Origin of the sequence: Rheinheimera metallidurans, assembly GCF_036983985.1 — a bacterium.
GTDB classification, from domain to species: Bacteria; Pseudomonadota; Gammaproteobacteria; order Enterobacterales; family Alteromonadaceae; genus Alishewanella; species Alishewanella metallidurans.
Window position 1 is genome coordinate 222,606 of the sequence record NZ_JALAHQ010000002.1, and the last position, 21,625, is coordinate 244,230.

At 44.4% G+C, this 21,625-nt stretch carries 25 protein-coding genes; 3 read left to right on the forward strand and 22 right to left on the reverse strand.

Annotation, left to right across the window (positions count from 1 at the left end; all coding sequences use genetic code 11):
• Window positions 1–156 precede the first annotated feature (156 nt).
• From prpC to yceD, 17 genes are all read right to left on the reverse strand, one after another.
• A complete protein-coding gene (gene prpC / locus MN199_RS06380) occupies window positions 157–1,284 on the reverse strand; it encodes a bifunctional 2-methylcitrate synthase/citrate synthase (protein ID WP_132583563.1) in 1,128 nt (375 codons plus the stop codon).
• A gap of 28 nt (window positions 1,285–1,312) precedes the next feature.
• A complete protein-coding gene (prpB, locus tag MN199_RS06385) occupies window positions 1,313–2,197 on the reverse strand; it encodes a methylisocitrate lyase (protein ID WP_335738820.1) in 885 nt (294 codons plus the stop codon).
• A 1-nt stretch (window position 2,198) separates the two neighbouring features.
• The gene (locus tag MN199_RS06390) at window positions 2,199–2,882 is read right to left on the reverse strand and encodes a GntR family transcriptional regulator (protein WP_132583567.1); all 684 of its coding nucleotides are present in this window, start codon (window positions 2,880–2,882) and stop codon (window positions 2,199–2,201) included.
• Window positions 2,883–3,407: 525 nt separating this feature from the next.
• Complete coding sequence (locus tag MN199_RS06395) at window positions 3,408–4,190, reverse strand: TatD family hydrolase (protein WP_132583569.1); 783 nt, start codon at window positions 4,188–4,190, stop codon at window positions 3,408–3,410.
• 15 nt (window positions 4,191–4,205) lie between these two features.
• Window positions 4,206–4,532: a PilZ domain-containing protein gene (locus tag MN199_RS06400; protein ID WP_132583571.1), complete on the reverse strand. Its 327-nt coding sequence runs from the start codon at window positions 4,530–4,532 to the stop codon at window positions 4,206–4,208.
• An 11-nt stretch (window positions 4,533–4,543) separates the two neighbouring features.
• Window positions 4,544–5,437 (reverse strand): DNA polymerase III subunit delta', encoded by an 894-nt coding sequence (gene holB / locus MN199_RS06405; protein WP_335738821.1) that lies wholly within the window; start codon window positions 5,435–5,437, stop codon window positions 4,544–4,546.
• Window positions 5,438–5,440: 3 nt separating this feature from the next.
• Window positions 5,441–6,067, reverse strand: a complete 627-nt coding sequence (gene tmk / locus MN199_RS06410; RefSeq protein WP_335738822.1) for a dTMP kinase — start codon at window positions 6,065–6,067, stop codon at window positions 5,441–5,443.
• The gene (gene mltG / locus MN199_RS06415) at window positions 6,064–7,074 is read right to left on the reverse strand and encodes an endolytic transglycosylase MltG (RefSeq protein WP_335738823.1); all 1,011 of its coding nucleotides are present in this window, start codon (window positions 7,072–7,074) and stop codon (window positions 6,064–6,066) included. Before mltG ends, tmk begins: the two co-directional genes overlap by 4 nt.
• Before the next feature lie 35 nt (window positions 7,075–7,109).
• Complete coding sequence (gene pabC / locus MN199_RS06420) at window positions 7,110–7,883, reverse strand: aminodeoxychorismate lyase (protein WP_335738824.1); 774 nt, start codon at window positions 7,881–7,883, stop codon at window positions 7,110–7,112.
• Between the two features lie 97 nt (window positions 7,884–7,980).
• The gene (gene fabF, locus MN199_RS06425) at window positions 7,981–9,219 is read right to left on the reverse strand and encodes a beta-ketoacyl-ACP synthase II (RefSeq protein WP_132583581.1); all 1,239 of its coding nucleotides are present in this window, start codon (window positions 9,217–9,219) and stop codon (window positions 7,981–7,983) included.
• A gap of 76 nt (window positions 9,220–9,295) precedes the next feature.
• Window positions 9,296–9,532, reverse strand: coding sequence for an acyl carrier protein (acpP, locus tag MN199_RS06430; protein WP_132583583.1), 237 nt, complete (start codon window positions 9,530–9,532; stop codon window positions 9,296–9,298).
• 137 nt (window positions 9,533–9,669) lie between these two features.
• Window positions 9,670–10,416: a 3-oxoacyl-ACP reductase FabG gene (gene fabG, locus MN199_RS06435; protein WP_132583585.1), complete on the reverse strand. Its 747-nt coding sequence runs from the start codon at window positions 10,414–10,416 to the stop codon at window positions 9,670–9,672.
• 9 nt (window positions 10,417–10,425) lie between these two features.
• Complete coding sequence (gene fabD, locus MN199_RS06440; RefSeq protein WP_132583587.1) at window positions 10,426–11,361, reverse strand: ACP S-malonyltransferase; 936 nt, start codon at window positions 11,359–11,361, stop codon at window positions 10,426–10,428.
• Window positions 11,362–11,397: 36 nt separating this feature from the next.
• Entirely contained in the window at window positions 11,398–12,357 is a 960-nt protein-coding gene (locus MN199_RS06445) for a beta-ketoacyl-ACP synthase III (RefSeq protein WP_335738825.1), read from the reverse strand.
• 6 nt (window positions 12,358–12,363) lie between these two features.
• Window positions 12,364–13,404: a phosphate acyltransferase PlsX gene (gene plsX, locus MN199_RS06450; protein WP_207903047.1), complete on the reverse strand. Its 1,041-nt coding sequence runs from the start codon at window positions 13,402–13,404 to the stop codon at window positions 12,364–12,366.
• Between the two features lie 6 nt (window positions 13,405–13,410).
• The gene (gene rpmF / locus MN199_RS06455; RefSeq protein ID WP_008223049.1) at window positions 13,411–13,575 is read right to left on the reverse strand and encodes a 50S ribosomal protein L32; all 165 of its coding nucleotides are present in this window, start codon (window positions 13,573–13,575) and stop codon (window positions 13,411–13,413) included.
• 16 nt (window positions 13,576–13,591) lie between these two features.
• Window positions 13,592–14,119: a 23S rRNA accumulation protein YceD gene (gene yceD / locus MN199_RS06460; protein WP_132583591.1), complete on the reverse strand. Its 528-nt coding sequence runs from the start codon at window positions 14,117–14,119 to the stop codon at window positions 13,592–13,594.
• Between the two features lie 130 nt (window positions 14,120–14,249).
• Here yceD and MN199_RS06465 point away from each other — a divergent pair, with 130 nt between their 5' ends.
• A complete protein-coding gene (locus MN199_RS06465; RefSeq protein WP_132583593.1) occupies window positions 14,250–14,849 on the forward strand; it encodes a Maf family protein in 600 nt (199 codons plus the stop codon).
• Here MN199_RS06465 and MN199_RS06470 read toward each other — a convergent pair.
• Window positions 14,846–15,502: an HAD family hydrolase gene (locus tag MN199_RS06470; protein WP_132583595.1), complete on the reverse strand. Its 657-nt coding sequence runs from the start codon at window positions 15,500–15,502 to the stop codon at window positions 14,846–14,848. The genes MN199_RS06465 and MN199_RS06470 overlap by 4 nt on opposite strands.
• A 15-nt stretch (window positions 15,503–15,517) precedes the next feature.
• Window positions 15,518–16,471: a 23S rRNA pseudouridine(955/2504/2580) synthase RluC gene (gene rluC, locus MN199_RS06475; RefSeq protein WP_132583597.1), complete on the reverse strand. Its 954-nt coding sequence runs from the start codon at window positions 16,469–16,471 to the stop codon at window positions 15,518–15,520.
• A gap of 502 nt (window positions 16,472–16,973) precedes the next feature.
• Here rluC and rne point away from each other — a divergent pair.
• The gene (gene rne / locus MN199_RS06480; protein WP_335738826.1) at window positions 16,974–19,976 is read left to right on the forward strand and encodes a ribonuclease E; all 3,003 of its coding nucleotides are present in this window, start codon (window positions 16,974–16,976) and stop codon (window positions 19,974–19,976) included.
• A gap of 92 nt (window positions 19,977–20,068) precedes the next feature.
• On the opposite strand, the gene MN199_RS06485 is transcribed toward rne, so the two are convergent.
• From MN199_RS06485 to MN199_RS06495, 3 genes are read right to left on the reverse strand one after another with little or no spacing between them, the layout of a single operon-like run.
• Window positions 20,069–20,422, reverse strand: coding sequence for a YkgJ family cysteine cluster protein (locus tag MN199_RS06485; protein ID WP_132583599.1), 354 nt, complete (start codon window positions 20,420–20,422; stop codon window positions 20,069–20,071).
• A gap of 47 nt (window positions 20,423–20,469) precedes the next feature.
• The gene (locus tag MN199_RS06490) at window positions 20,470–20,637 is read right to left on the reverse strand and encodes a hypothetical protein (RefSeq protein WP_335738827.1); all 168 of its coding nucleotides are present in this window, start codon (window positions 20,635–20,637) and stop codon (window positions 20,470–20,472) included.
• A 27-nt stretch (window positions 20,638–20,664) separates the two neighbouring features.
• Window positions 20,665–20,895, reverse strand: a complete 231-nt coding sequence (locus tag MN199_RS06495) for a hypothetical protein (protein WP_335738828.1) — start codon at window positions 20,893–20,895, stop codon at window positions 20,665–20,667.
• Between the two features lie 146 nt (window positions 20,896–21,041).
• Here MN199_RS06495 and MN199_RS06500 point away from each other — a divergent pair, with 146 nt between their 5' ends.
• On the forward strand, window positions 21,042–21,593 hold the full coding sequence (locus MN199_RS06500) for a CarD family transcriptional regulator (protein ID WP_335738829.1): 552 nt from the start codon (window positions 21,042–21,044) through the stop codon (window positions 21,591–21,593).
• Window positions 21,594–21,625: the final 32 nt, after the last annotated feature.

Here is a 21,625-nt window from a genome sequence, read left to right on the forward strand (position 1 = left end):
ATTTGGCTTTATCTCGTTAAGCTATTAGTTTAACAGTGAAGTTGCCCCCGTTTAGCACAGCCACAGAGTGTCTGAGTCCTGCCGAAGGCATAAGGACGAGTTGCTGTGGCGAGCATAAATGGGTGCAACTAAATACCACGCTAAATAAGGCACAACTTAACGCTGGGCAATCGGCTTAACACTACGTGGTTCAACACCAACATAGTCAGCACTTGGCCGTATAATACGGTTGTCAGCGCGTTGCTCCATTACGTGTGCTGCCCAACCCGTTAAACGACTACAAACAAAAATTGGTGTAAACAACTTAGTAGGAATACCCATGTAGTTATAAGCCGATGCGTGGAAGAAGTCGGCATTACAGAACAGTTTTTTCTCACGCCACATTACCGCTTCACAGCGCACTGATACGTCATATAACAGTGTATCGCCATTGGCTTGGGCCAGCTTTTCTGACCACTGCTTAATTACCGCGTTACGTGGGTCTGACTCTGAATACACCGCATGGCCAAAGCCCATGATTTTTTCTTTACGCTCAAGCATACCTAACAGCTTTTGCTCGGCATCATCAGCGCTGGTCATTTTCTCAATCAGTTCCATCGCCGCTTCGTTAGCGCCACCATGTAATGGGCCACGTAGCGAACCAATAGCACCGGTAATGCACGAGTGCATATCACTTAGAGTTGAAGCACAAACGCGCGCGGTAAAGGTTGAGGCATTAAACTCATGCTCAGCATATAAAATAAGTGAGGCTTGCATGACTTCGGTGTGCAGCGCCTGTGGCTTTTCACCATGTAATGTCCATAAAAACTGTTCTGCAATAGACTCTGCCGCCGTTTCAACGTCAATACGTTTGCCGTGGTGGCTAAAGTTATACCAGTAGTTTACTAAACCTGGAAAAATAGCTAATAAGCGATCACTAGCATCTTGCTGCTGCGCAAAACTCTGTTCAGTTTCTAAATTACCTAACATAGAACAACCGGTGCGCATAACGTCCATTGGGTGCGCTGAAGCCGGAATACGCTCTAATACGTCTTTTAAAGCTTGAGGTAAGCTACGCAAACTTTTTAACTTGGCTTTATAGGCCGCTAATTCTGCGATGTTTGGCAGCTCGCCTTTTAACACTAAGTGCGCAACTTCTTCAAACTCACAGTGCGCCGCTAAATCTTTAACATCATAACCACGATAGGTTAAACCTGAACCGGTTTTACCAACAGTTGAAAGTGCTGTTTTACCTGCAACCTGACCACGCAAACCTGCGCCGGTTAACTGTTTTGCATTTGCCATTATCTTGTCCTTATTATCTTTAGAATGCTTATTTAGTTTTGCTGCTAAACAGCTGATCCAGCTTTTCTTCAAAACTGTGATAATTTAAAAAGTCATACAGTTCAGCCCGTGTTTGCATATTGTCAATCACGGCTTTTTGATCGCCATTGGCTAAAATAGATTGATACACATTAAGCGCCGCTTTATTCATTGCTCTAAACGCACTTAATGGGTACAACACCATCGCCACACCCACGCTACCTAATTCGGCCTTATTAAACAGTGGTGTTTGGCCAAACTCAGTAATGTTTGCCAATACCGGCACCTTTAATGCTTTGGTAAAGGCTTGATATTGCTCTAGCGTATGCACAGCTTCAGCAAATATTGCATCAGCACCGGCAGCTTCACAGGCTAAAGCGCGCTCTATTGCTGCATCAACGCCTTGTTGTGCTAACGCATCGGTACGCGCCATAATAAAAAAGCTTTCGTCGGTACGCGCATCAACACTGGCTTTTACCCGATCAACCATCTCGTCTAACGACACAATTTCTTTATTTGGCCGGTGACCACAGCGCTTTTGCGCTACCTGATCTTCAATATGAAATCCTGCCGCTCCGGCACGTGTCATTTCTTTTACCGTACGAGCAATATTAAATGCTCCACCCCAACCAGTATCAGCATCTACCAATAACGGCACGCTAGTGGCGGCGGTAATACGACGAATATCTTCACAAACATCATTTAACGATGTCATACCTAAATCAGGCAAACCAAAAGAGGCATTCGCCACACCAGCACCCGACAGATAAAGTGCCTGATGGCCAGTACGCTCGGCCATCATAGCGGTGTACGCGTTAATTGTGCCAACAATTTGCAGCGGTGTATTCGCCTTAATAGCCGCGCGAAATTTTTGGCCGGCAGTAAGTGTGCTCATGTTAAGTCCTCATTTGTTCTAGTTGTTTTTCAATATTTAACCGCGACGCTGCTATATGGCGGCGCATTAATAATTCGGCAAGTTCACCATCACGGTTAGCAATGGCATTAAGAATAGCTTTATGTTCATCAAATGCACGTGATACCCGAGGCCCATTCATACCTAGCTGCACGCGATACATACGCACTAAATAATACAGCTCATCACACAGGATATTAATAAGGTAGTCATTTTTGCTGCCCAAGATAATGCGGTAATGAAAATCCAGATCGCCCGCTTCTTGATAATAGCTTTCGCCTTCGCGCACACGCTGCGTACTTAAGTGCTGATCGAGTAATTGGCGCAATTCGGCTATTTCGCTATCAGCCATGTGCTCTGCGGCCAAACGGCACGCCATACCCTCAAGGGTTTCGCGTAACTGATATAATGATAGCAAACCTTTTGTCGACAATTTGACTACGCGAGCGCCGGCATTAGGAATACGCTCAATAAGATGGCAGCGCTCTAAGCGCGCTAAAGCCTCACGCAGTGGCGCACGGCTAAGATCAAAACGTTTTGCCAGCTCCGGCTCACTAATTTTGCTACCCGCAGCGATTTCACCTTCAACAATTGCGCGCTGCACTTCTAGCAACACGCGATCAGCGGCAGTAATAGGAGAACGTAATGAAGGATGCGGTACCGTCATAAATTGTCGACACAAAATAAAGATGCGATAGTTTTAAAGGCTTTTAACTGCTTAGTCAAGTAAGCCAAGGTATATATTGTCGACAATCAACGGAAAAATGTGAATCCAGCTTTACAAAAAATATGAGCTGGTATTGGCTGTCTTTACAATTGAATTTATAAAACCAGATTTAATTTAGAATAAATAAGCATTAAAAATAGTGAAGCAATACATTTAACGAATAAAAGACGCAACAAATGTTAGCGCACTAAAGTCGGGACAACTCAATAATACAGCAGGTTTCACGTAACAAGCTGGGGATAAGTTGAGGATAAGCTGGGTGCAAATTTAAAAAAACGTATCAGTTCAATGGTATCTAAGTATCACCGTTAGTAAGCAATTTTTTTTTGCTTTACTAGACTGGATCTTACCTTGAAAACATTTGTAGTAGTAACGATAGCGCACGGCTCATTCCCTATGAGCCATTCCCCTAGGCCCGGAACAATGCAAATTAGTTCCGGGCTACTTTTATCTAGGCCTATAACGTTAGGCTACTCGTTTTACTAAGTTAAATAACGTATAAAAATTATCCGTCGTGGCTTTTGCTAGGCTGTCTAGACTTACGCCTTTAACCTCAGCAACAGCCTTTGCTACTGCGCTAACATAAGCCGGTTGGTTAGTTTTACCACGAAACGGCACTGGCGTTAGATAAGGTGCATCTGTTTCTATTAGCAGACGATCAAGCGGTAAACGTTTAACTACATCGCGCAGCTCGGTGGCATTACGAAACGTCATAATGCCTGAAATTGAAATATAAAAACCCAGATCAAGTGCAGCTTTAGCCATATCCCAGTTTTCAGTAAAACAGTGTAAAACACCACTGGCTTTATCCGCATTATGGCTACGCATTAATGCCAAGGTATCGGCTCTAGCATCGCGGGTATGAATAATTAACGGCTTAGCGAGCTGATTAGCTACGTCAATATGGCTAACGAAAGCAGCCTGTTGGCTAAGTTTAGACTCTGGTGAGTAAAAATAATCTAGCCCTGTTTCACCCACAGCAACCACAGTATCTCGCTGACACTGCTGTAACAACTGTTCTGGGTCTACCTTGTCATGCTGGTGCAACGGGTGCTCGCCACAAGATATAGACACATTAGTAAATGGAGCAACGCTTTGGGCCATTTGCTCAAATTCGGATAAGCTTACGCACACACATAACATGTGCTGAATTTGTTCAGCCTTTGCATTATCGACAACTTGCTCAAGGGTTAACCCTAGTTTATCTAGCTCTAGCCGATCAAGATGGCAATGTGAATCTACAAACAAAATAATACTCTCAGCTTAAATAGTGTGGGTCGGATCAGCCGAATTTAGCATTCCGCCAAGTAGCTTCTCTATCTGCGCACCTAATTGCGACTTATCATCAATAAAGCTAACGCCGATACCTGCAGGGTTAGAGCTTTGCGAACCATGTGGCGTGATCCAAGCTACTTTACCCGATACGGCAATCGGCTCTAATGAATCAGGTAAGGTAACGCTCAACGCCAGCGACTGGCCCATTTTATATTGTCTTGGCGTACGAACAAACAAACCGCCTGTTTTTAAAAATGGCATATAGCTGCGGTATAAATCTTTTAAATCATTGAAGCCTATTGTTAGCTCTTCCATAAATACTCCACTTAACCTTGCAGTCGTTTTAACTCAATTAAAAACGCACTTAAAGCAAGCTGCTTATTCTGCCCTAAAATTTGTATTTCGTCACGACACCAGCGGCTATACAACTGATGTATTGCTAGAACACGTTGCGGATTATGGCCAATTAAACTAGGCAATAATTGTTGGCGAAGTAGCCAACCGATAATCTGGCTTAATCCGCTAATTGCCTCTAGCTGTTTTACGCAATCGGCTAATACTATTTGCTGGCTAAAAAACTTCGTCAAACTATTAATAGTCACGTGTAACTGATCCGCTTCACCAGACTCTAATAAACTTAAGGCTTTTAGCGGCCCACCTGCAGCGTAAGCTAATAAGAAATCAGGCACCGCGCGATTACTATGTAGCGCTAACCAGCGCTGAATATCGTCGCCATACTGTGCAGCTATTACCCATTGTTGGCAGCGGCTAAGCAAGGTTGCCGGCAAGGTGCTACCACTGGCGCTAAACAACAGTAAAAAACTATTTTGCGGTGGCTCTTCTAAGGTTTTTAGTAACGCGTTAGCGGCAGCTTCGGTTAACTTGCTAGCGTCAGCTAATAATACTACCTTATTTTGCTGCTGCTGCGCCCTACCTTGCATAAACTGACTAAGCTGACGCACCGCATCAACACCTATGCTTGTACCAGAGCTGTCGACAATAAGTAAGTCAGAATGGTTGCCCGCTTCACGTAATAAACAACTTTTGCATATACCACAAGGCTTGGTTTGGGCAGTACAAAGTAAAGATGCCGCCAGCCAGTTGGCTAATAGGTGTTTACCGATACCTTCTGGACCAGTAAGTAAAATGCCATGCGCTAACTGATTAGTGTTTAGTAGCTGACTAAATTGTTGCTGATAAGATACTAACCAAGGTGGCATAAATTAACCCACTGCCGGAGTAAGTGCTTTAGCAATACTTTGCTGTACTTGCTCTATCGTTTGGTTAGCATCAATGATGGCAATATTGGGCTCCGTATGGGCAATGTGTAAGTATTTTTCGCGGGTGCGTTGAAAAAATGCCAGTTGCTCTAATTCAATACGATCCAGCTCACCGCGCACCCGAGCGCGCTCTAAACCAATTGCAGGATCAATATCTAAATACAAGGTTAAATCAGGCGTTAAATCTCCCAGCACAGCTTGACGCAGTTGATTAATAAACGGCTCGTCAAGTTGCCGACCACCACCTTGATATGCACGAGACGACAGATCGTGTCGGTCAGCTAATACCCATTTACCTTGTGCAAGTGCAGGATTAATCACATTTAGCAGTAATTGCATGCGCGCGGCATACATTAGTAATAGCTCGGTTTGGGGGGCAATAATTTCTGTCGTTTGTACTTGTTTAATTAAGTTACGTAAACTTTCAGCTAACGGCGTACCGCCGGGCTCACGGGTGCAAACAACGTCATGCCCTAATTGCTGCAAATACTGTTTAACATAGGCGATAGCCGTACTCTTTCCTGCGCCTTCAAGGCCTTCAACAACAATAAACTTGCCTTTATGGCTCATAATTTTGCTCCCAAAATATATTTTTTTACTGCACGATTATGCTGCTCTAATGTGGAAGAAAACTGATGAGTACCATCGCCTTTACTGACAAAATAAAACAACTCTGTTTCCGCGGGCTTTGCTACCGCTTGTAACGATGCACGACCAACCAAACTTATCGGTCCTGGCGGTAAACCATGGTGACGATAGGTATTATACGGGTGTGGGTTGCTTAAATCGGCTCGAGTAATATTACCGTTAAAATTATCTAAACCGTAAATTACTGTAGGATCCGTTTGCAAACGCATATTTTTGCGTAACCGATTTATAAAAACCGATGCTACTAAGGTTTTTTCTGGCGGATAGCTACTTTCCTTCTCAATAATAGAGGCCAGTATTAATAGCTGATATCGGTTTTGTAGCGGCAAGTTATCTTGGCGCTGCTGCCATGCCTGTTCTAGCTCTATTAGTAAGGCGCGCTGTGCACGCATAACCAACGCACTTACTTTGCTATTAGCCGTGTAGTAATACGTATCAGGGTAAAGCAGTGCTTCACTATTGACCGGCTTTTCACCCCACTCGGCTGGCCATTGCAATAGCTGTAATACCTCGGCCGCGGAACGTATATCTTGCTGTAAATAAGGGGCTCGTTGTATTCGTTCTAAGCTTTGTTGCAAGGTTTCGCCATCAATTAGCGTTAACGAAAACTGCGCTTCTTTACCACTACGAAATAAAGCTAATACCTGTAATAAGGTATGCTGATTATCAAGACGAAACACGCCCTGCTGCACCGTAGCCTCTGCTGGGTGTAGTTTAAGATATAACTTTAATGACAAACATTCTGCTGTACTTAGCAGCTGTTGTTGCTGCCAACGCTGACATAACTGCGCGGCAGAACTGCCTGAGGGCACAGTATAAATACGCTCAGGCAAAGCAAGGCTGATCTGCTGCACATAGCGCACTACAGCGTAATAGCCCGCTGCGCATAGCAGTAGAAATAGAATAATAATTTTCAGCGACTTTAGCATATTACCTGCGGTTTTAATGTCTAGGGTTTAAATGGCTACGCGTTCAATTTCTGTTGTAATTGCTGCACTGGCAATAGTGTCAGTTCTAGATTATTAATACTTTTAACCGGAACTATACCCATAAGTGCATTGCAGATAAACATTGCCTCTACGTTTGCTAGTTCATTTAGCCGCCAGCTAACTTCGGCTATATCTAACAGCTGTTTACGGTGTTGCTGCATAATATGCTGACGCATTACGCCGTTAACACCGGCTCGTGTCAGTTCAGGTGTATACCAGTTACCCGAGCGATAGAAAAATACATTTGCGGCGGTAGCTTCGGTAATAAAACCTTGCTGATCTAGTACTAAAAGATCATCAGCGTCCGTTTGGGCTAACTCTTGCTTTAATAATACTTGCTCTAAACGATTATTATGTTTTAAACCCGCCAGCAATGGCTGAATACCAAGTTGTAACCTCGCGGTGCTTAACTGCACACCCAGCCGCTGTGCCATAGTATAATCAGGCATAGCACTGCTGCTAATATAAATACGTGGTTGGCTTACGTCTTGGCAAGCATAACCTCGCCCGCCTTCGCCACGCGAAATCAATATTTTTATAACCTGTTGCGTTAAGGTCACTGCAGCTTCAGCTTGGCGTTGCAATGCAAACCAGTCAATATCGCCAAAACCTAATGTGGTCGCACCTAGTTGCAAACGTTGCAGATGTAACGGCCATAATTGAATTTTACCACCACGCACTTGCATAGTAGTAAAAAGGCCATCACCGTAATTAAAGCTGCGATCTTGAGTATGTATAGCCGCTTGCACACCTGTTACCAGATAAGTAGAAACAGCCGCAGTATGCCTTAAAATGCAGATAAAACAAAGGCTGCACTAGGCAGCCTTTGTTAATCAATACAGCAGATTATACGCGCTTGAACAAGATAGAACCGTTAGTACCACCAAAGCCAAATGAATTACACAATGCATAATCCATCGTAACTTGACGTGATTCAAGAGGCACATAATCCAAATCACAACCGACATCGGGGTTGTCCAGATTAATGGTTGGCGTAACCACTTTATCTTGTAACGACAATACGGTAATGATGGATTCAACCGAACCCGCCGCACCCAGTAAATGACCAATCATTGATTTAGACGAACTGACCATCACTTTATCAATGTTGTTGGCAAATACCGATTTAATCGCCATCGTTTCAGCAATATCACCCGCCGGAGTAGAAGTACCATGAGCATTAATATAAGCAACTTGCTCAGGGTTAATTTGCGCATCGTTTAATGCATTACGCATAGCAGCGGCTGCACCAGCACCGTTTTCTGGTGGCGATGTCATATGGTAAGCGTCGCCACTCATACCAAAACCAACTAGCTCGGCATAAATTTTAGCGCCACGTGCTTTAGCGTGCTCGTATTCTTCAACTACCATTACACCCGCGCCGTCGCCTAGCACAAAACCATCTCGGTCTTTATCCCACGGCCGACTCGCTTGCTGTGGTGAATCGTTACGTGTCGACAGCGCCCGCGCTGCACCAAAACCACCCATGCCTAAAGGCGTAGAGGCTTTTTCAGCACCACCGGCAATCATAACGTCGGCATCGCCGTAGCTAATCATACGTGCAGCATGGCCAATATTATGCACACCTGTAGTACAGGCGGTTACAATACTGATATTAGGGCCTTGCAAACCCAACATTATTGATAACTGACCAGCAATCATATTGATAATGGTTGATGGCACAAAAAACGGTGATAACCGCTTCGGGCCACTTGCCATTAATTTAGTGTGGTTTTCTTCAATTAAGCCTAAACCACCAATACCAGAGCCTATAGCAGCACCAATACGTGGCGCATTTTGCTCAGTTATTTCAATGCCCGAGTCACGAAATGCCTGAATACCAGCAGCGACACCATACTGAATAAAGAGATCCATTTTTTTCGCGTCTTTTGTCGAAAAATACGGCTCCACATCAAAATTTCTTACCAAACCAGCAAACTTGGTAGTATAGGCACTAGTATCGAAATGATCGATCAGCGATATACCACTTTTACCCTGCTGTAAGCCTTTCCAGCTTGAGGCGACATCATTACCCAGCGGCGTTAACATGCCTAAACCGGTAACTACCACACGACGTTTTGCCACAAAATCCTCCGCCATGGAAATTTTCTTTTATAAACAAAAACGGGTAGCCAGGCTACCCGTTCTGCAAGCTGTTCGCTTACTCTGCGTGTGCTTTGATATAATCAATAGCAGACTGAACAGTCGTAATTTTTTCAGCTTCTTCGTCAGGAATCTCAGTATCGAATTCTTCTTCAAGCGCCATTACTAATTCAACGGTATCTAATGAATCGGCACCTAAATCTTCAACGAATGACGCTTCGTGCTTCACTTCGTCTTCTTTAACACCCAGTTGTTCGATAATAATTTTCTTTACGCGTTCTTCGATGTTGCTCATCTTTTTTTCCTTTTTCTCATATAAATCGCAACAATTCGTGCAATTTTGTGTGGCGCTAGTTTATGCGTAAGTTTTATGGGTTGCAAGTAAACAAAACAGCATTTTTTGCTGGTCAAACCTGCTTATATTCCCAATACTTACACCATATACATCCCGCCGTTTACGTGAATCGTTTCACCAGTAATGTAAGCCGCCTGATTAGACGCTAAAAACGCAGCTGTTGCAGCAATTTCTTCTGGCTTACCTAATCGGTTTGCTGGTACTTGGCCAAAGATACTTTCTTTTTGTTCTTCAGACAGCTCTTTAGTCATGTCAGTATCAATAAAACCTGGAGCAATAGCATTTACGGTAATTCCGCGCGATGCAACTTCACGGGCTAATGATTTAGTAAAACCCAGCACCCCGGCTTTAGCTGCCGCATAATTGGTTTGGCCTGCGTTGCCCATAGAGCCCACTACCGAACCAATATTAATGATACGACCAAAACGTTTTTTCATCATGCTACGCATTACCGCTTTGCTTAAGCGATAAACTGATGTCAAATTGGTTTGTATTATGTCAAACCATTCATCATCTTTCATGCGCATTAGTAAATTATCGCGCGTAATACCGGCATTATTAACTAAAATATCGATATCACCAAACTGGTTTTTTATTTGCTCTAAGCATTGTTCAATTGACGCTGTATCGCCAACGTTTAACACTAAGCCACAGCCTTTATCACCTAAATAACTACTAATAGCCGCCGCGCCTTTTTCTGAAGTTGCCGTACCAACGACTTGCGCTCCTAGCGCCGCTAACTGCTCGGCAATCGCGCGGCCTATACCACGGCTAGCGCCAGTGACCAGTGCTACCTTGCCTTCTAATGAAATAAAATTTGTCATTTTTAACCCTTATTCATTAGCTAACGCTGCTTGTAGTGCTGCGCTATCGCTAACCGAAGCTGTAATTAGTTCTTTATTGATACGTTTAATCAGACCACTTAATACCTTACCCGCACCTAATTCTATTACCTGTGTTACACCTTGTGCCGCTAACCATTCAATGGTTTCTGTCCAACGCACTGGGCTGTATAACTGGCGTACTAACGCATCTTTAACTGCGGCCGCATCGGTAGCGATGGCAACATCAACGTTATTAATCACAGGTATTGCCGCGTCGCTAAAATTAAGCGCAGCTAAATCAATGGCCAATTGCTCGGCAGCTGGGCGCATTAATGCGCAATGTGACGGCACACTTACCGGTAATGGCAGTGCACGTTTAGCGCCGGCCGCTTTACATAGTTCACCAGCGCGCTCAACAGCCGCTTTATTACCAGCAATCACCACTTGGCCTGGCGAATTAAAATTAACCGGCGATACTACTTCGCCTTGCGCCGCGTCAGCACAGGCTTTGGCAATAGCAGCATCGTCTAAACCAATAATAGCCGACATAGCCCCGACACCCGCAGGTACGGCTTGCTGCATGTAGTTACCGCGCTTTTCAACTAACTTAACCGCATCTGCCAGTGATAACACACCTGCACACACTAATGCTGAGTACTCTCCTAAAGAGTGACCCGCAAAGTATACTGGCGTCGTGCCATTTTGCTGCTGCCATAACCGCCACACTGCAACCGATGCAGTTAATAGCGCGGGTTGGGTGCGGTGCGTTTCGTTTAAATCAGCCTCAGGACCATTAGCAACTAGTGCCCATAAATCATAACCTAAGGCTGCAGATGCTTCAGTAAAGGTATGCTTTACTACATCATATTGCTGGTGTAAATCGGCCAACATACCTAAGCTTTGCGAACCTTGACCTGGAAATACAATCGCCAATTTTGTTGTCATTTTAGATCCTGAAAATTGTATTGTTGGTATTGGCGTTTAATAACGCACTAACGCTGATGCCCATGCAAAACCACCACCGAAAGCTTCAAGTAGTAAGGTTTGTCCGCGTTTAATGCGACCATCACGAATGGCTTCATCTAATGCGGTAGGCACAGTAGCTGCCGAGGTATTGCCGTAACGGTCTAGGTTAATAACTACCTGATCCATCGACATATCCAGTTTACGCGCAACTGCAGCAATAATACGTAAGTTAGCCTGATGCGGTACTAACCAGTCAATTTCTGATTTTTGCATATTATTCGCCGCTAACGTTTGCTCAACAGCTTCAGAAAGTTTAGTTACGGCTACTTTAAATACGTCGTTACCTTTCATCGAACCCCAAGATTCATGTACCGATTGCTCGTTACCACGAATAGGATTATCAACGTACAGTAATTCAGAATACTTACCATCAGCGTGAATATGGGTAGATAAAATGCCAGATTGCTCTGAGGCTTCAAGCAATACCGCACCAGCAGCATCGCCGAATAAAATAACCATGCTGCGATCTTCTGGCGAAATTAAACGCGACAAACAATCTGAACCAATAACTAAAATACGCTTGGCCATACCGGTTTTAATATACTGATCGGCAATACTTAAACCGTAACAAAAGCCGGCACAAGCCGCAGCAATATCAAAGGCGGGAATAGCAGGTATTTCTAGCTCACGTTGAATTTCACAGGCCGAGCTAGGTAATGCGCGCGAACCACTCGTGGTTGCACAAATAATCATATCGATGCTGTTTTTATCAATACCGGCTGCTTCAATGGCTTTTAGTGCAGCTTGCGCGCCCATAGTGGCAACGGTTTCGTTCTCACCAATAAGCCTGCGCTCTCTAATGCCGGTACGTTCGATAATCCATTCGTCGGTAGTTTCTACCATTGTTTCCAAATCCGCGTTACTGCGGATCTGTGACGGGAAGTAACTCCCGGTACCTATAATGCGTGAATACATGCGAACCTACGCTTTATCAATTAATACGTGTTCCAACCGGTCTTTAATTTTAGCAGGCACTTGACGTTCAACCTCACGTACCGCTTGCCGGATGGCACTTAGAAATGCATCTTTAGTCGCATTTCCATGACTTTTCACTACAATTCCGCGCAATCCTATCAGACTTGCCCCGTTATAGTGGTCGGGGTTCACCCCCTGATAAAGGCTTTTTATAAAAGGTTTAATCATCCAGCCGAATAATTGCGCAGTTACACGATCTTTGATACTGGTTTCAAAGCGGCGTAAAATGAGTTTGGCAACACCTTCACAGGTTTTAAGCGCGACATTACCAACAAAGCCATCACAAACCACTACATCAGCTTTACCACTGAAAATATCATTACCTTCAATGTAACCAATGTAATTAATGTCGTTGCATTCAGATAACAGCATAGATGCGCGTTTAATCTGATCTGAACCTTTAATTTCTTCTTCGCCCATATTCAGTAACGCCACCTTGGGTTTACTGATCCCAATAACCTCTTCTGCCATTACTGCACCCATTACCGCGAACTGAAATAAGGTGTCAGCGTCAGAGTTTACTGTAGCGCCTAAATCGAGCATATAAACGGGTGTGCTGTCTAATGATGGCAAGGTACTGATAAGCGCAGGGCGGTCAATACCATTAAGCATTTTCAGTACATAATGTGCCATCGCAATCAGTGCGCCGGTATTGCCGGCACTAACACAGGCTTGTACCTCACCCTTTTCGACCAAATCTAGTGCAACCCGCATCGACGAGTTACGCTTAGAGCGCAGGGCAACAGCTGGCTTATCAGCCATGGTTACAACTTGGGTACTAGGATGCAAAGTAAGTTGTGGATGCGGAAATACACCGTGCAATTTTAATTGCTCGGTCAAAATAGCTTCATCGCCACACAAGATAAGGTGTAACTCAGGAAATTCACATACCGCAGCGAGTGCCGCAGGAATAGTAGTATGGGGGCCGTGATCGCCCCCCATCATGTCTAGTGCAAGTGTCAGCTTAGTGGGCTGCACTGAGTGCATCCAAACTTACTTAACTTTACGGCCTTTGTAGTAACCATCGGCAGTAATGTGGTGACGACGATGCGTTTCACCAGTAGTAGAATCAACTGACAGCGTTGGGCCAGTTAATGCATCGTGTGAACGACGCATGTCGCGGCGGGCACGTGATTTTTTGTTTTGCTGAACAGCCATGGTATATCTCCTAAACTCACTTTTTCTTTAATTCTGCCAGTATAGCAAAAGGATTGGGTTTTTCTGGTTCGGGACCAATATCACCAAAACTCATCAATGCCGCACTAACGGCGCAAACCGCTTCGTCATGCATCGGAAATAATGGTAATGCCAAAATCAGCTCATCTTCCACTAACTGCCGTAAATTTATTTCGCCGTGTTCATCTTTATCGATCACGTCGTAACGCTCAGGAATTAATTCCAAAGCTGCGTTATCTCCCGCTTTTACAGGAGTGTATGCAAAATTGCAGTCCAGCGACATGTTAATGGCTTCGCCACAACGTTCGCAGGTTACACTGACTTCGCAAGCGGCGCTACCCTGTATTACGGTTAGGCCTTGCTGATCAGTACTGCATTCTATTCGAACCGCCACATCGCCCTGCGGGTTAAGCAGGCTTTCAGTTAATCGGGTTAAATCTACTAATGGCGTATTGCCTTCATAGTCAGAGCGTTTTTGCGCTGCTTTAACCGGATCTATAGTAATGGGCATTTTTACTTTTTGCATAAGGCGCGCATCATATAGAACCGCCCCGTTGCTGTCAAAGGGAACTGACAGATTTTTATCGTTTTTATCGCGCATTTTTTCCATTCTGTTTATAGTACCGCATATTCTGAATATAAAGGCTGTTTCCTCAATGCCACAGCGCACTATCCCAAGCTTATACTTAGCATCTACCTCGGTGTATCGTCAGCAGCTATTAGCCAAATTAACACCGCGCTTTACCATGATAAAACCAGAGGTTGATGAAACACCTTTACCTAACGAAACAGCAACTGAACTTGTTAGCCGATTAGCTATCGCTAAGGCGCAAGCCGTCGCCGGTAACTTAAGCGAGGGTTTGGTAATAGGTTCAGATCAGGTTGCGCTATTTAATAACCACATTATCGGAAAACCACACACCTCAGCCAACGCTTATCAGCAATTAAGCGACTTTAGTGGCCAAAGTGTCACATTTTTAACGGGGTTGGCGCTAGTTAATGCCCAAACCCGACATATCCAAGTTATTACCGACCCCTTCACGGTACATTTTCGTCAACTATCAGCAGCTGAAATAACCGCTTATATTGAAAAAGAACAACCGTTAGATTGTGCCGGTAGTTTTAAAAGTGAAGGCTTAGGTATTAGCTTATTTAGTAAGCTCAGCGGCGATGACCCCAATAGCCTTGTCGGTTTGCCGTTAATTCGCCTTAACCAACTGCTACTTAACGAAGGTGTAAACCTGCTATTAGGTTAAAGCACCTGCAACAGTTGTGGTATTGAATCAATAATGGCTTTAGGCGCAAATTGGCTTAATACCTCGCGATCATGCACGCCGTGCGTTACGCCAACGCGCGGCATATTTATCGCTTGTGCCATCTTCATATCGTGACTGGTATCGCCCACCATTACCGCATGCCCAGCCTTAACACCTAGTTGCTGCAAAATTTGCTGTAACATATCAGGGTGTGGTTTCGACTGTGCTTCATCGGCGCAGCGGCTGGTATCAAAGTATTGTTCTAGTCCAGTATCGGCAAACATACGGTTAAGGCCTTTACGCGCTTTACCGGTGGCAACGGCTAATAATACATTTTGTTCTTTTAGCTGTTTAAGCACCTGCTCAACACCAGCAAATAACGGTGTTGGTGTGGTATCGTGAGTAAGATACTGATCGCGATAATGATCAAACAGCTGTTGGCGTTGCTTGTCGCTAACACCTGGAAACAACACATCAAATGCTGGGTCTAGGCTTAAACCAATAATTTGCTTTACCGCAAACTCGCTAGGAACAATTAACTCGGTTTTCTCGGCCGCCGTGCGCATTGATGAGACAATGCGACCAACCGAGTCCATTACCGTGCCATCCCAATCAAATACCACCAGCGATACCTTATCCGTTACATTTTGCATTACACTCTCATTAAATTACTTTCTCGTTAATCTTGTCAGTGCTTGTTCTAAGCTAGGGTCCAAAGGTGCTTCTATCCGCATTGTGGTTTCGGTATTAGGGTGAATAAAGCTCAAACTTTTAGCGTGTAAAAATAGCCGATTTAAGCCTATTTTCTGCATTTGTGCGGTAAAGGTGTTATCGCCGTATTTATCATCACAAGCTATTGGGTGGCCTTTACATGCCGTGTGCACCCGAATTTGGTGCGTGCGGCCAGTTACCGGAAATGCCTCAACTAAGGTGCCTTCTTGATAGCGCTGCAAAATACGAAACCGAGTTTCTGACTCTTTACCCTCAGCTTCGTCAACCCGCACTACTCGCTCGCCAGATTGCAGGGTATTTTTCTTTAATCGCTCAGTAACCTTGCGTACGCGGTTGTCCCAATCGCCAGCAACTAAGGCCCAATATTTTTTTTCTACAGTTTTATTACGCAATTGTTCATGCAAATGCGTAAGTACTGAGCGTTTTTTGGCAATTAACAAGCAACCTGACGTATCGCGATCTAAGCGATGTACCAACTCTAAATGTTTTGCCAACGGCCTAAGCGCACGTAAGGCTTCTATTACACCAAATTGCAAACCGCTACCGCCATGCACTGCCATGCCTGATGGCTTATTCAGCACAATTAAATCGTTATCTTCAAATAAAATATGTTGCTCTAAATTTTTCACCATCGACAACTTTATCGATATCGGCTCACCCTCAGGTGCCACGGTTAATGGCGGAATACGTACCACATCATCTTGTTGTAATTTATACTCAGGTTTAATGCGTTTTTTGTTTACTCGCACCTCTCCTTTTCGCAAAACCCGATAAATAACACTTTTGGGCACGCCTTTGAGCCGTGCTAACAGAAAATTGTCTATACGCTGACCAATAAAATCAGGTTCTATTTCAACTATTTGCACAGGTAACTTGATTTCATCAGTCATGGGTTTCGAATACTCTGCTAATATAAGATTTCAGTTGCTATCGGCTGCTTATTAGTGGGATAATCCCGTTGCTAATTATGCCAAAACTGGCAATTAGGGCGCTCAAAGTAACGTAAGAGAATTTGTGCGGCAGCGCTTGGGGAAGTGATCATACCGAATTCGTGGTGAAAACCAACGTTTTTTATACCCCCAACGTAAACCAAACGCCATTTGCCTGAGATAATGTTGCGTAATCTATTATCAACAACGGCAAAACATGAATTCCGGTTAACCAGAGCAATAAAAGATATTGCTATAACGCAGCGCTGCAAAGCGGTGTGTTTCAGATTCAAAAACGAAAACAGCATACGCTGTGCAGAAGCTACATTTAGCTAGCATAGTGACAATTTGGTTTCTTCAGACATTCCAGTCGTGAGACTGCACCAATTAGTGTTTGATAACGTCTGAACACGCAGGTGCCCATTGGGCTGCGTTGTGGCTGCAAAAATGCGAGTCACTACACATGAAAAGAATGTTAATAAATGCAACGCAAGAAGAAGAAATTCGCGTTGCGCTGGTCGATGGCCAGAAGTTATATGATTTAGATATTGAAAGCCCAGGTCACGAACAAAAAAAAGCCAACATTTACAAAGGTAAAATTACCCGCGTTGAACCAAGCCTAGAAGCGGCGTTTGTTGATTATGGTTCAGACCGACATGGCTTTTTACCGCTAAAAGAAATCTCACGCGAATACTTCCCTTCTGGTTACAGCTTCGATGGTCGTCCAAACATCAAAGAAGTAGTAAAAGAAGGCCAAGAAGTTATTATTCAAATTGATAAAGAAGAGCGCGGCCAAAAAGGTGCAGCGTTAACTACCTTTATTAGTCTTGCCGGTTCCTATTTAGTTTTAATGCCTAACAACCCTCGTGCCGGTGGTATTTCACGCCGTATCGAAGGCGACGAACGCCAAGAGTTAAAAGACTCGTTAGGCCAATTAGAAATGCCCGATGGCATGGGTTTAATTGTTCGTACTGCAGGTGTTGGCAAGTCATACGAAGAACTAGACTACGACTTAAAAGCGTTATTAAAACATTGGTCAGCTATTACTGCTGAAGCCGAAAAACGCCCGTCACCGTTTTTAATTCACCAAGAAAGCAACGTAGTATTTCGCGCTATCCGCGATTACTTACGCCGCGATGTCGGTGAAATTCTTATCGATAACCCACGTATTTTTGAAGAAGCCAAAGTATATATTCAGCAATTTCGCCCAGACTTCGCGCATCGCGTTAAGTTATATCAGGGTGAAGTGCCACTATTTATGCATTTTCAAATTGAAACGCAAATTGAGTCGGCATTTCGTCGTGAAGTGCGCCTACCCTCTGGTGGCTCTATCGTTATCGACAGCACTGAGGCCTTAACCGCTATCGACATTAACTCGTCAAAAGCGACTAAAGGTGGCGATATTGAAGAAACGGCATTTAATACCAACCTAGAAGCGTCTGACGAAATTGCCCGCCAATTACGTTTACGTGACTTGGGTGGCTTAATCGTAATCGACTTTATTGATATGACGCCAGTACGGCATCAGCGTGAAGTAGAAAACCGTTTAAAAGACGCCGTTAAACATGACCGTGCCCGCGTACAAATTGGCCGCATTTCACGTTTTGGTTTGTTAGAAATGTCACGCCAACGTTTGCGCCCTTCTTTAGGTGAGTCAGCCACGCATGTATGTCCACGCTGTCATGGCCGCGGTACTATTCGTAGTATCGAATCGTCAGCCTTATCTATTTTACGTTTAATCGAAGAAGAATCGATTAAAGATAATACCAGCCAGATCCACGCCCAAGTGCCAGTATCTGTAGCAACCTATTTAATGAACGAAAAGCGTGATGCTATTCGCCGCATTGAAACACGCCAAGGCATTCGCGTGTTTGTTATACCAAACGAGCACATGGAAACGCCTAACCACGAAGTTATCCGCATCCGCATTGATGAAGAGATAGACGACGTAAGCTACAACATGGTTAAAGCGCCTGAGTTATCAAGCACCTTATACCAACCGAGTTCAGATGCCGTAAAAGAAAAACCGGCTATCTCTGCTATTAATATCGCCGATGCTAATGCTCAGCGTCCTGCACCTAAAGCTGCACCTGTTGCAGAGCCAACACCAAGTCTATTTGCTGCAGTAAGCAACTGGTTTGGTAAGTTATTTGCACCAACAGAAACTAAAGCTGAAGTTAAAGCTGTAACGACAAAACCAACTGAGCGCAATGGCTCTCGTTCAAGCAACAACGACAGCAATCGCGATAACAACCGCAACCGTCGTAATAAGCCACGCCGTCGTAACGAAAACGAAGAGCGTACAGTAACAACGGCTGTAACTAAAGATGATGCGCAGCCAGTTAAAACTGAACGTCAGCCACGGCCACAGCAAGAGCCTCGCGCACCGCGGCCACAACAGGACATTAAAAAGCCAGTTGAAAAACCCGCTGTCGTAAAAGAACAAGACGACGATAGCGCACCGCAACGTGTAGCTGAGCGCCGTCAACGTCGCAATGTGCGCAAGTCAGTGCGTATGGACAAGCCTGTTGCTGCAATTAGTACTGCTGCAGCCCCAGTTGCTACCGCAGTAGCAGCAGAAGCTGAGGTTACTGCCGTTATTACACCGGTTATCGACACCACGGCAAACACAGTTACTACACCAGTAACTGAAGCAATGCCCGTAGTTGATGCAACAGCCCAAAGCGGAGTCACTGAAAGCAACACCGATAATACTACTGAGCAGGATCCTGCGGAGTCACGCAGCCGTAATCGTCGTTCACCACGCCATTTACGTGCCGCTGGGCAAAAGCGTAAGAAAGATCAAGAGCAAAGCGAAGCCGCTACTGATACTGCAGATGCCGCTACTGAAACCAAAGTCATAGCCGACGTGCCAGTTACTGCCACTTCTACTAACGAAACTTTAGCCAATGAAACATTGGTTAGTGAAGCTTTAGTTAGTGAAGCTAAAGCGACTATCGTAACTGAGCCAGTAGATACTGAAAATGGCGCTGAAGAAAAGCCAAAAACGCGTAGTCGTCGTAAACCAGCAGTGAAAAAAGCTGATACAGTGGCCACCGATACTGCAGCGGATACTGTGCTAGAAACTAGCACCAGCGTTCCAACAGAAGCCACAGTTGAAGCTAAACCAGCTAAAGTAGCTAAGGTAGCAACCGAAGCAGCGCCAGTAATTGCTGAAGTAACTGCGCCGGTAGAAACCCCAGCTGTTACAGCTGAAGTTAAAGCCGAAGCAAAAACAGAGTTGCCAGTTAAAGCTAAACCAGCGGGTAGCCGTTATGCGCAAATGGTTGTTGCTACCATGACTAAACCTGAAACAGCAGCAAGTACCGCGGCGGCAGAAGCAGCACCGGTTGCTATGCTAGCAGCTGAGCGCCCTGTTGTTGCCAGCTCGTCACGCCCTGCGGGTTCAGCGTTTGCTCGTCAAGCCGTATCCGCACCAATGACCAAACCTAAAGCGGATGAGTAATCCGCTTTAGTTAATAAAAAAGCCAGACATTGTCTGGCTTTTTTGTTGGCTTATTTAACAGCACTACCGCTTTTTAAGCATCTAGATAAAAGCTATACCAATACTTGGCGGGTATTGGCAATAAAGTGATGAACTTCAGTTTCAACCTTAATATCAATCATTTGCTCTGGACGGCGCCCTTGTGGGCAAGGCATGCGCGGTGTAGTACCAAATAACCGACAAATTAACGGCCGCTCATCATAAACAGTGCAACCATTAGGCCCCAAATGCACACAGTTAAAGTGTTCTAATGCCGCTTTATACTCAGCATCAGTTTTTACCGGCAAACGCGATATCTCTTCTGACGACGTAGTGACTGGGCCACAACAATCGTGACAACCTTTTACACAGGCAAATGACGGAATATTATCGCGCAGCCGTGCAATGGTATCTCTATTTTTGTACATTAGCGTTCACCCTTTTCGTTCGCCAGCATGTCATGCAGGCTTGTTGCTTACTCAGTTGCCAATAGTGTTGCTAGTAGCTCATCTATCTCTAGTTTAAACTCTTTATCTTCACTTTTATTGGCATGAGTTTTAGCGTTTTGCAGGTTTTTTATCGCGGCATCAGTCTGGCCTAATTCAATTTGCAACACTGCCATAGAAAATGCAATTGATGCCATATGATCTTTGGAGTTTATCGCAGTAGCTTAAACTAAGGCTTTTTCGTAACCGGCTAAAGCTTCATCCATCTCAGCAGTAAAGTCCGCCAATGTTTCCCATTGCTCTGGATGGTCTTTGTCGGTATTTTCATTTGTTATACAAATTGCTTTTAACTCTGCATACAAGGCATCAAAGGCTTGCATATTGCCTTTACTATCAGCATCCATTAGCTTTTCAGCTAACTGATAAACCGACTTATATATTTTGGTATTAATCATGTCTCGTTACCCTATTTATCATTGCGATTTACCCATTATACCTTTGGTTCTGACCAGACGGCATTTCAAGATAGTTAATTTTTCCCGCCGGTTACTTACCCGTTAACTGCCTAACCTTGATTTAAATACAAAAATAGCGTAACATATTGATTGTAAAATATTTTTTATTTGGGGTTTATTCTAAGATTAAGGAGAACATTATCACTATTAATCAAGGCGATCGTATCTATCATCCCGGTTATGGTATCGGTATTGTAAAATTGATTAGTAACAAAAGCTTTGTCGGAGAGAAAAAAACCACGTTTATCCAACTCTATTTCGCACGCAATGGCCTAACGTGGCAGGTACCAGCTAACAATATCCCAAGCACTATTCGCAGTATTATCAGTGCCACAGAAGCCAGAAAAATTATTAGCCATTTGCAAAGCTGGAAAGGCAAAGTAAGCGAGCAATGGAAAGTTCGCGCTACGGCTAACCAAGCAGCTATCGCTATAGGTGATCCCTACCGCTATGCCGAAGTTGTAAAAGGTTTAAGCCTAATGAAAGAGCACAGCACATTAAGTGCAACGGATCTTAAGCATTTAAGCCTAGGCTTAGAGTTTCTTTGTGAAGAGCTCGCAGAAGCGTTAAACAAAACGCAAGAAAGAGTCGGTGAGTTGATTAAAGACGCCATAGCGTCACCACCTGCCGTAGCTTAACCTCTTAAAGCCACGAAAGCCGCATACACTCT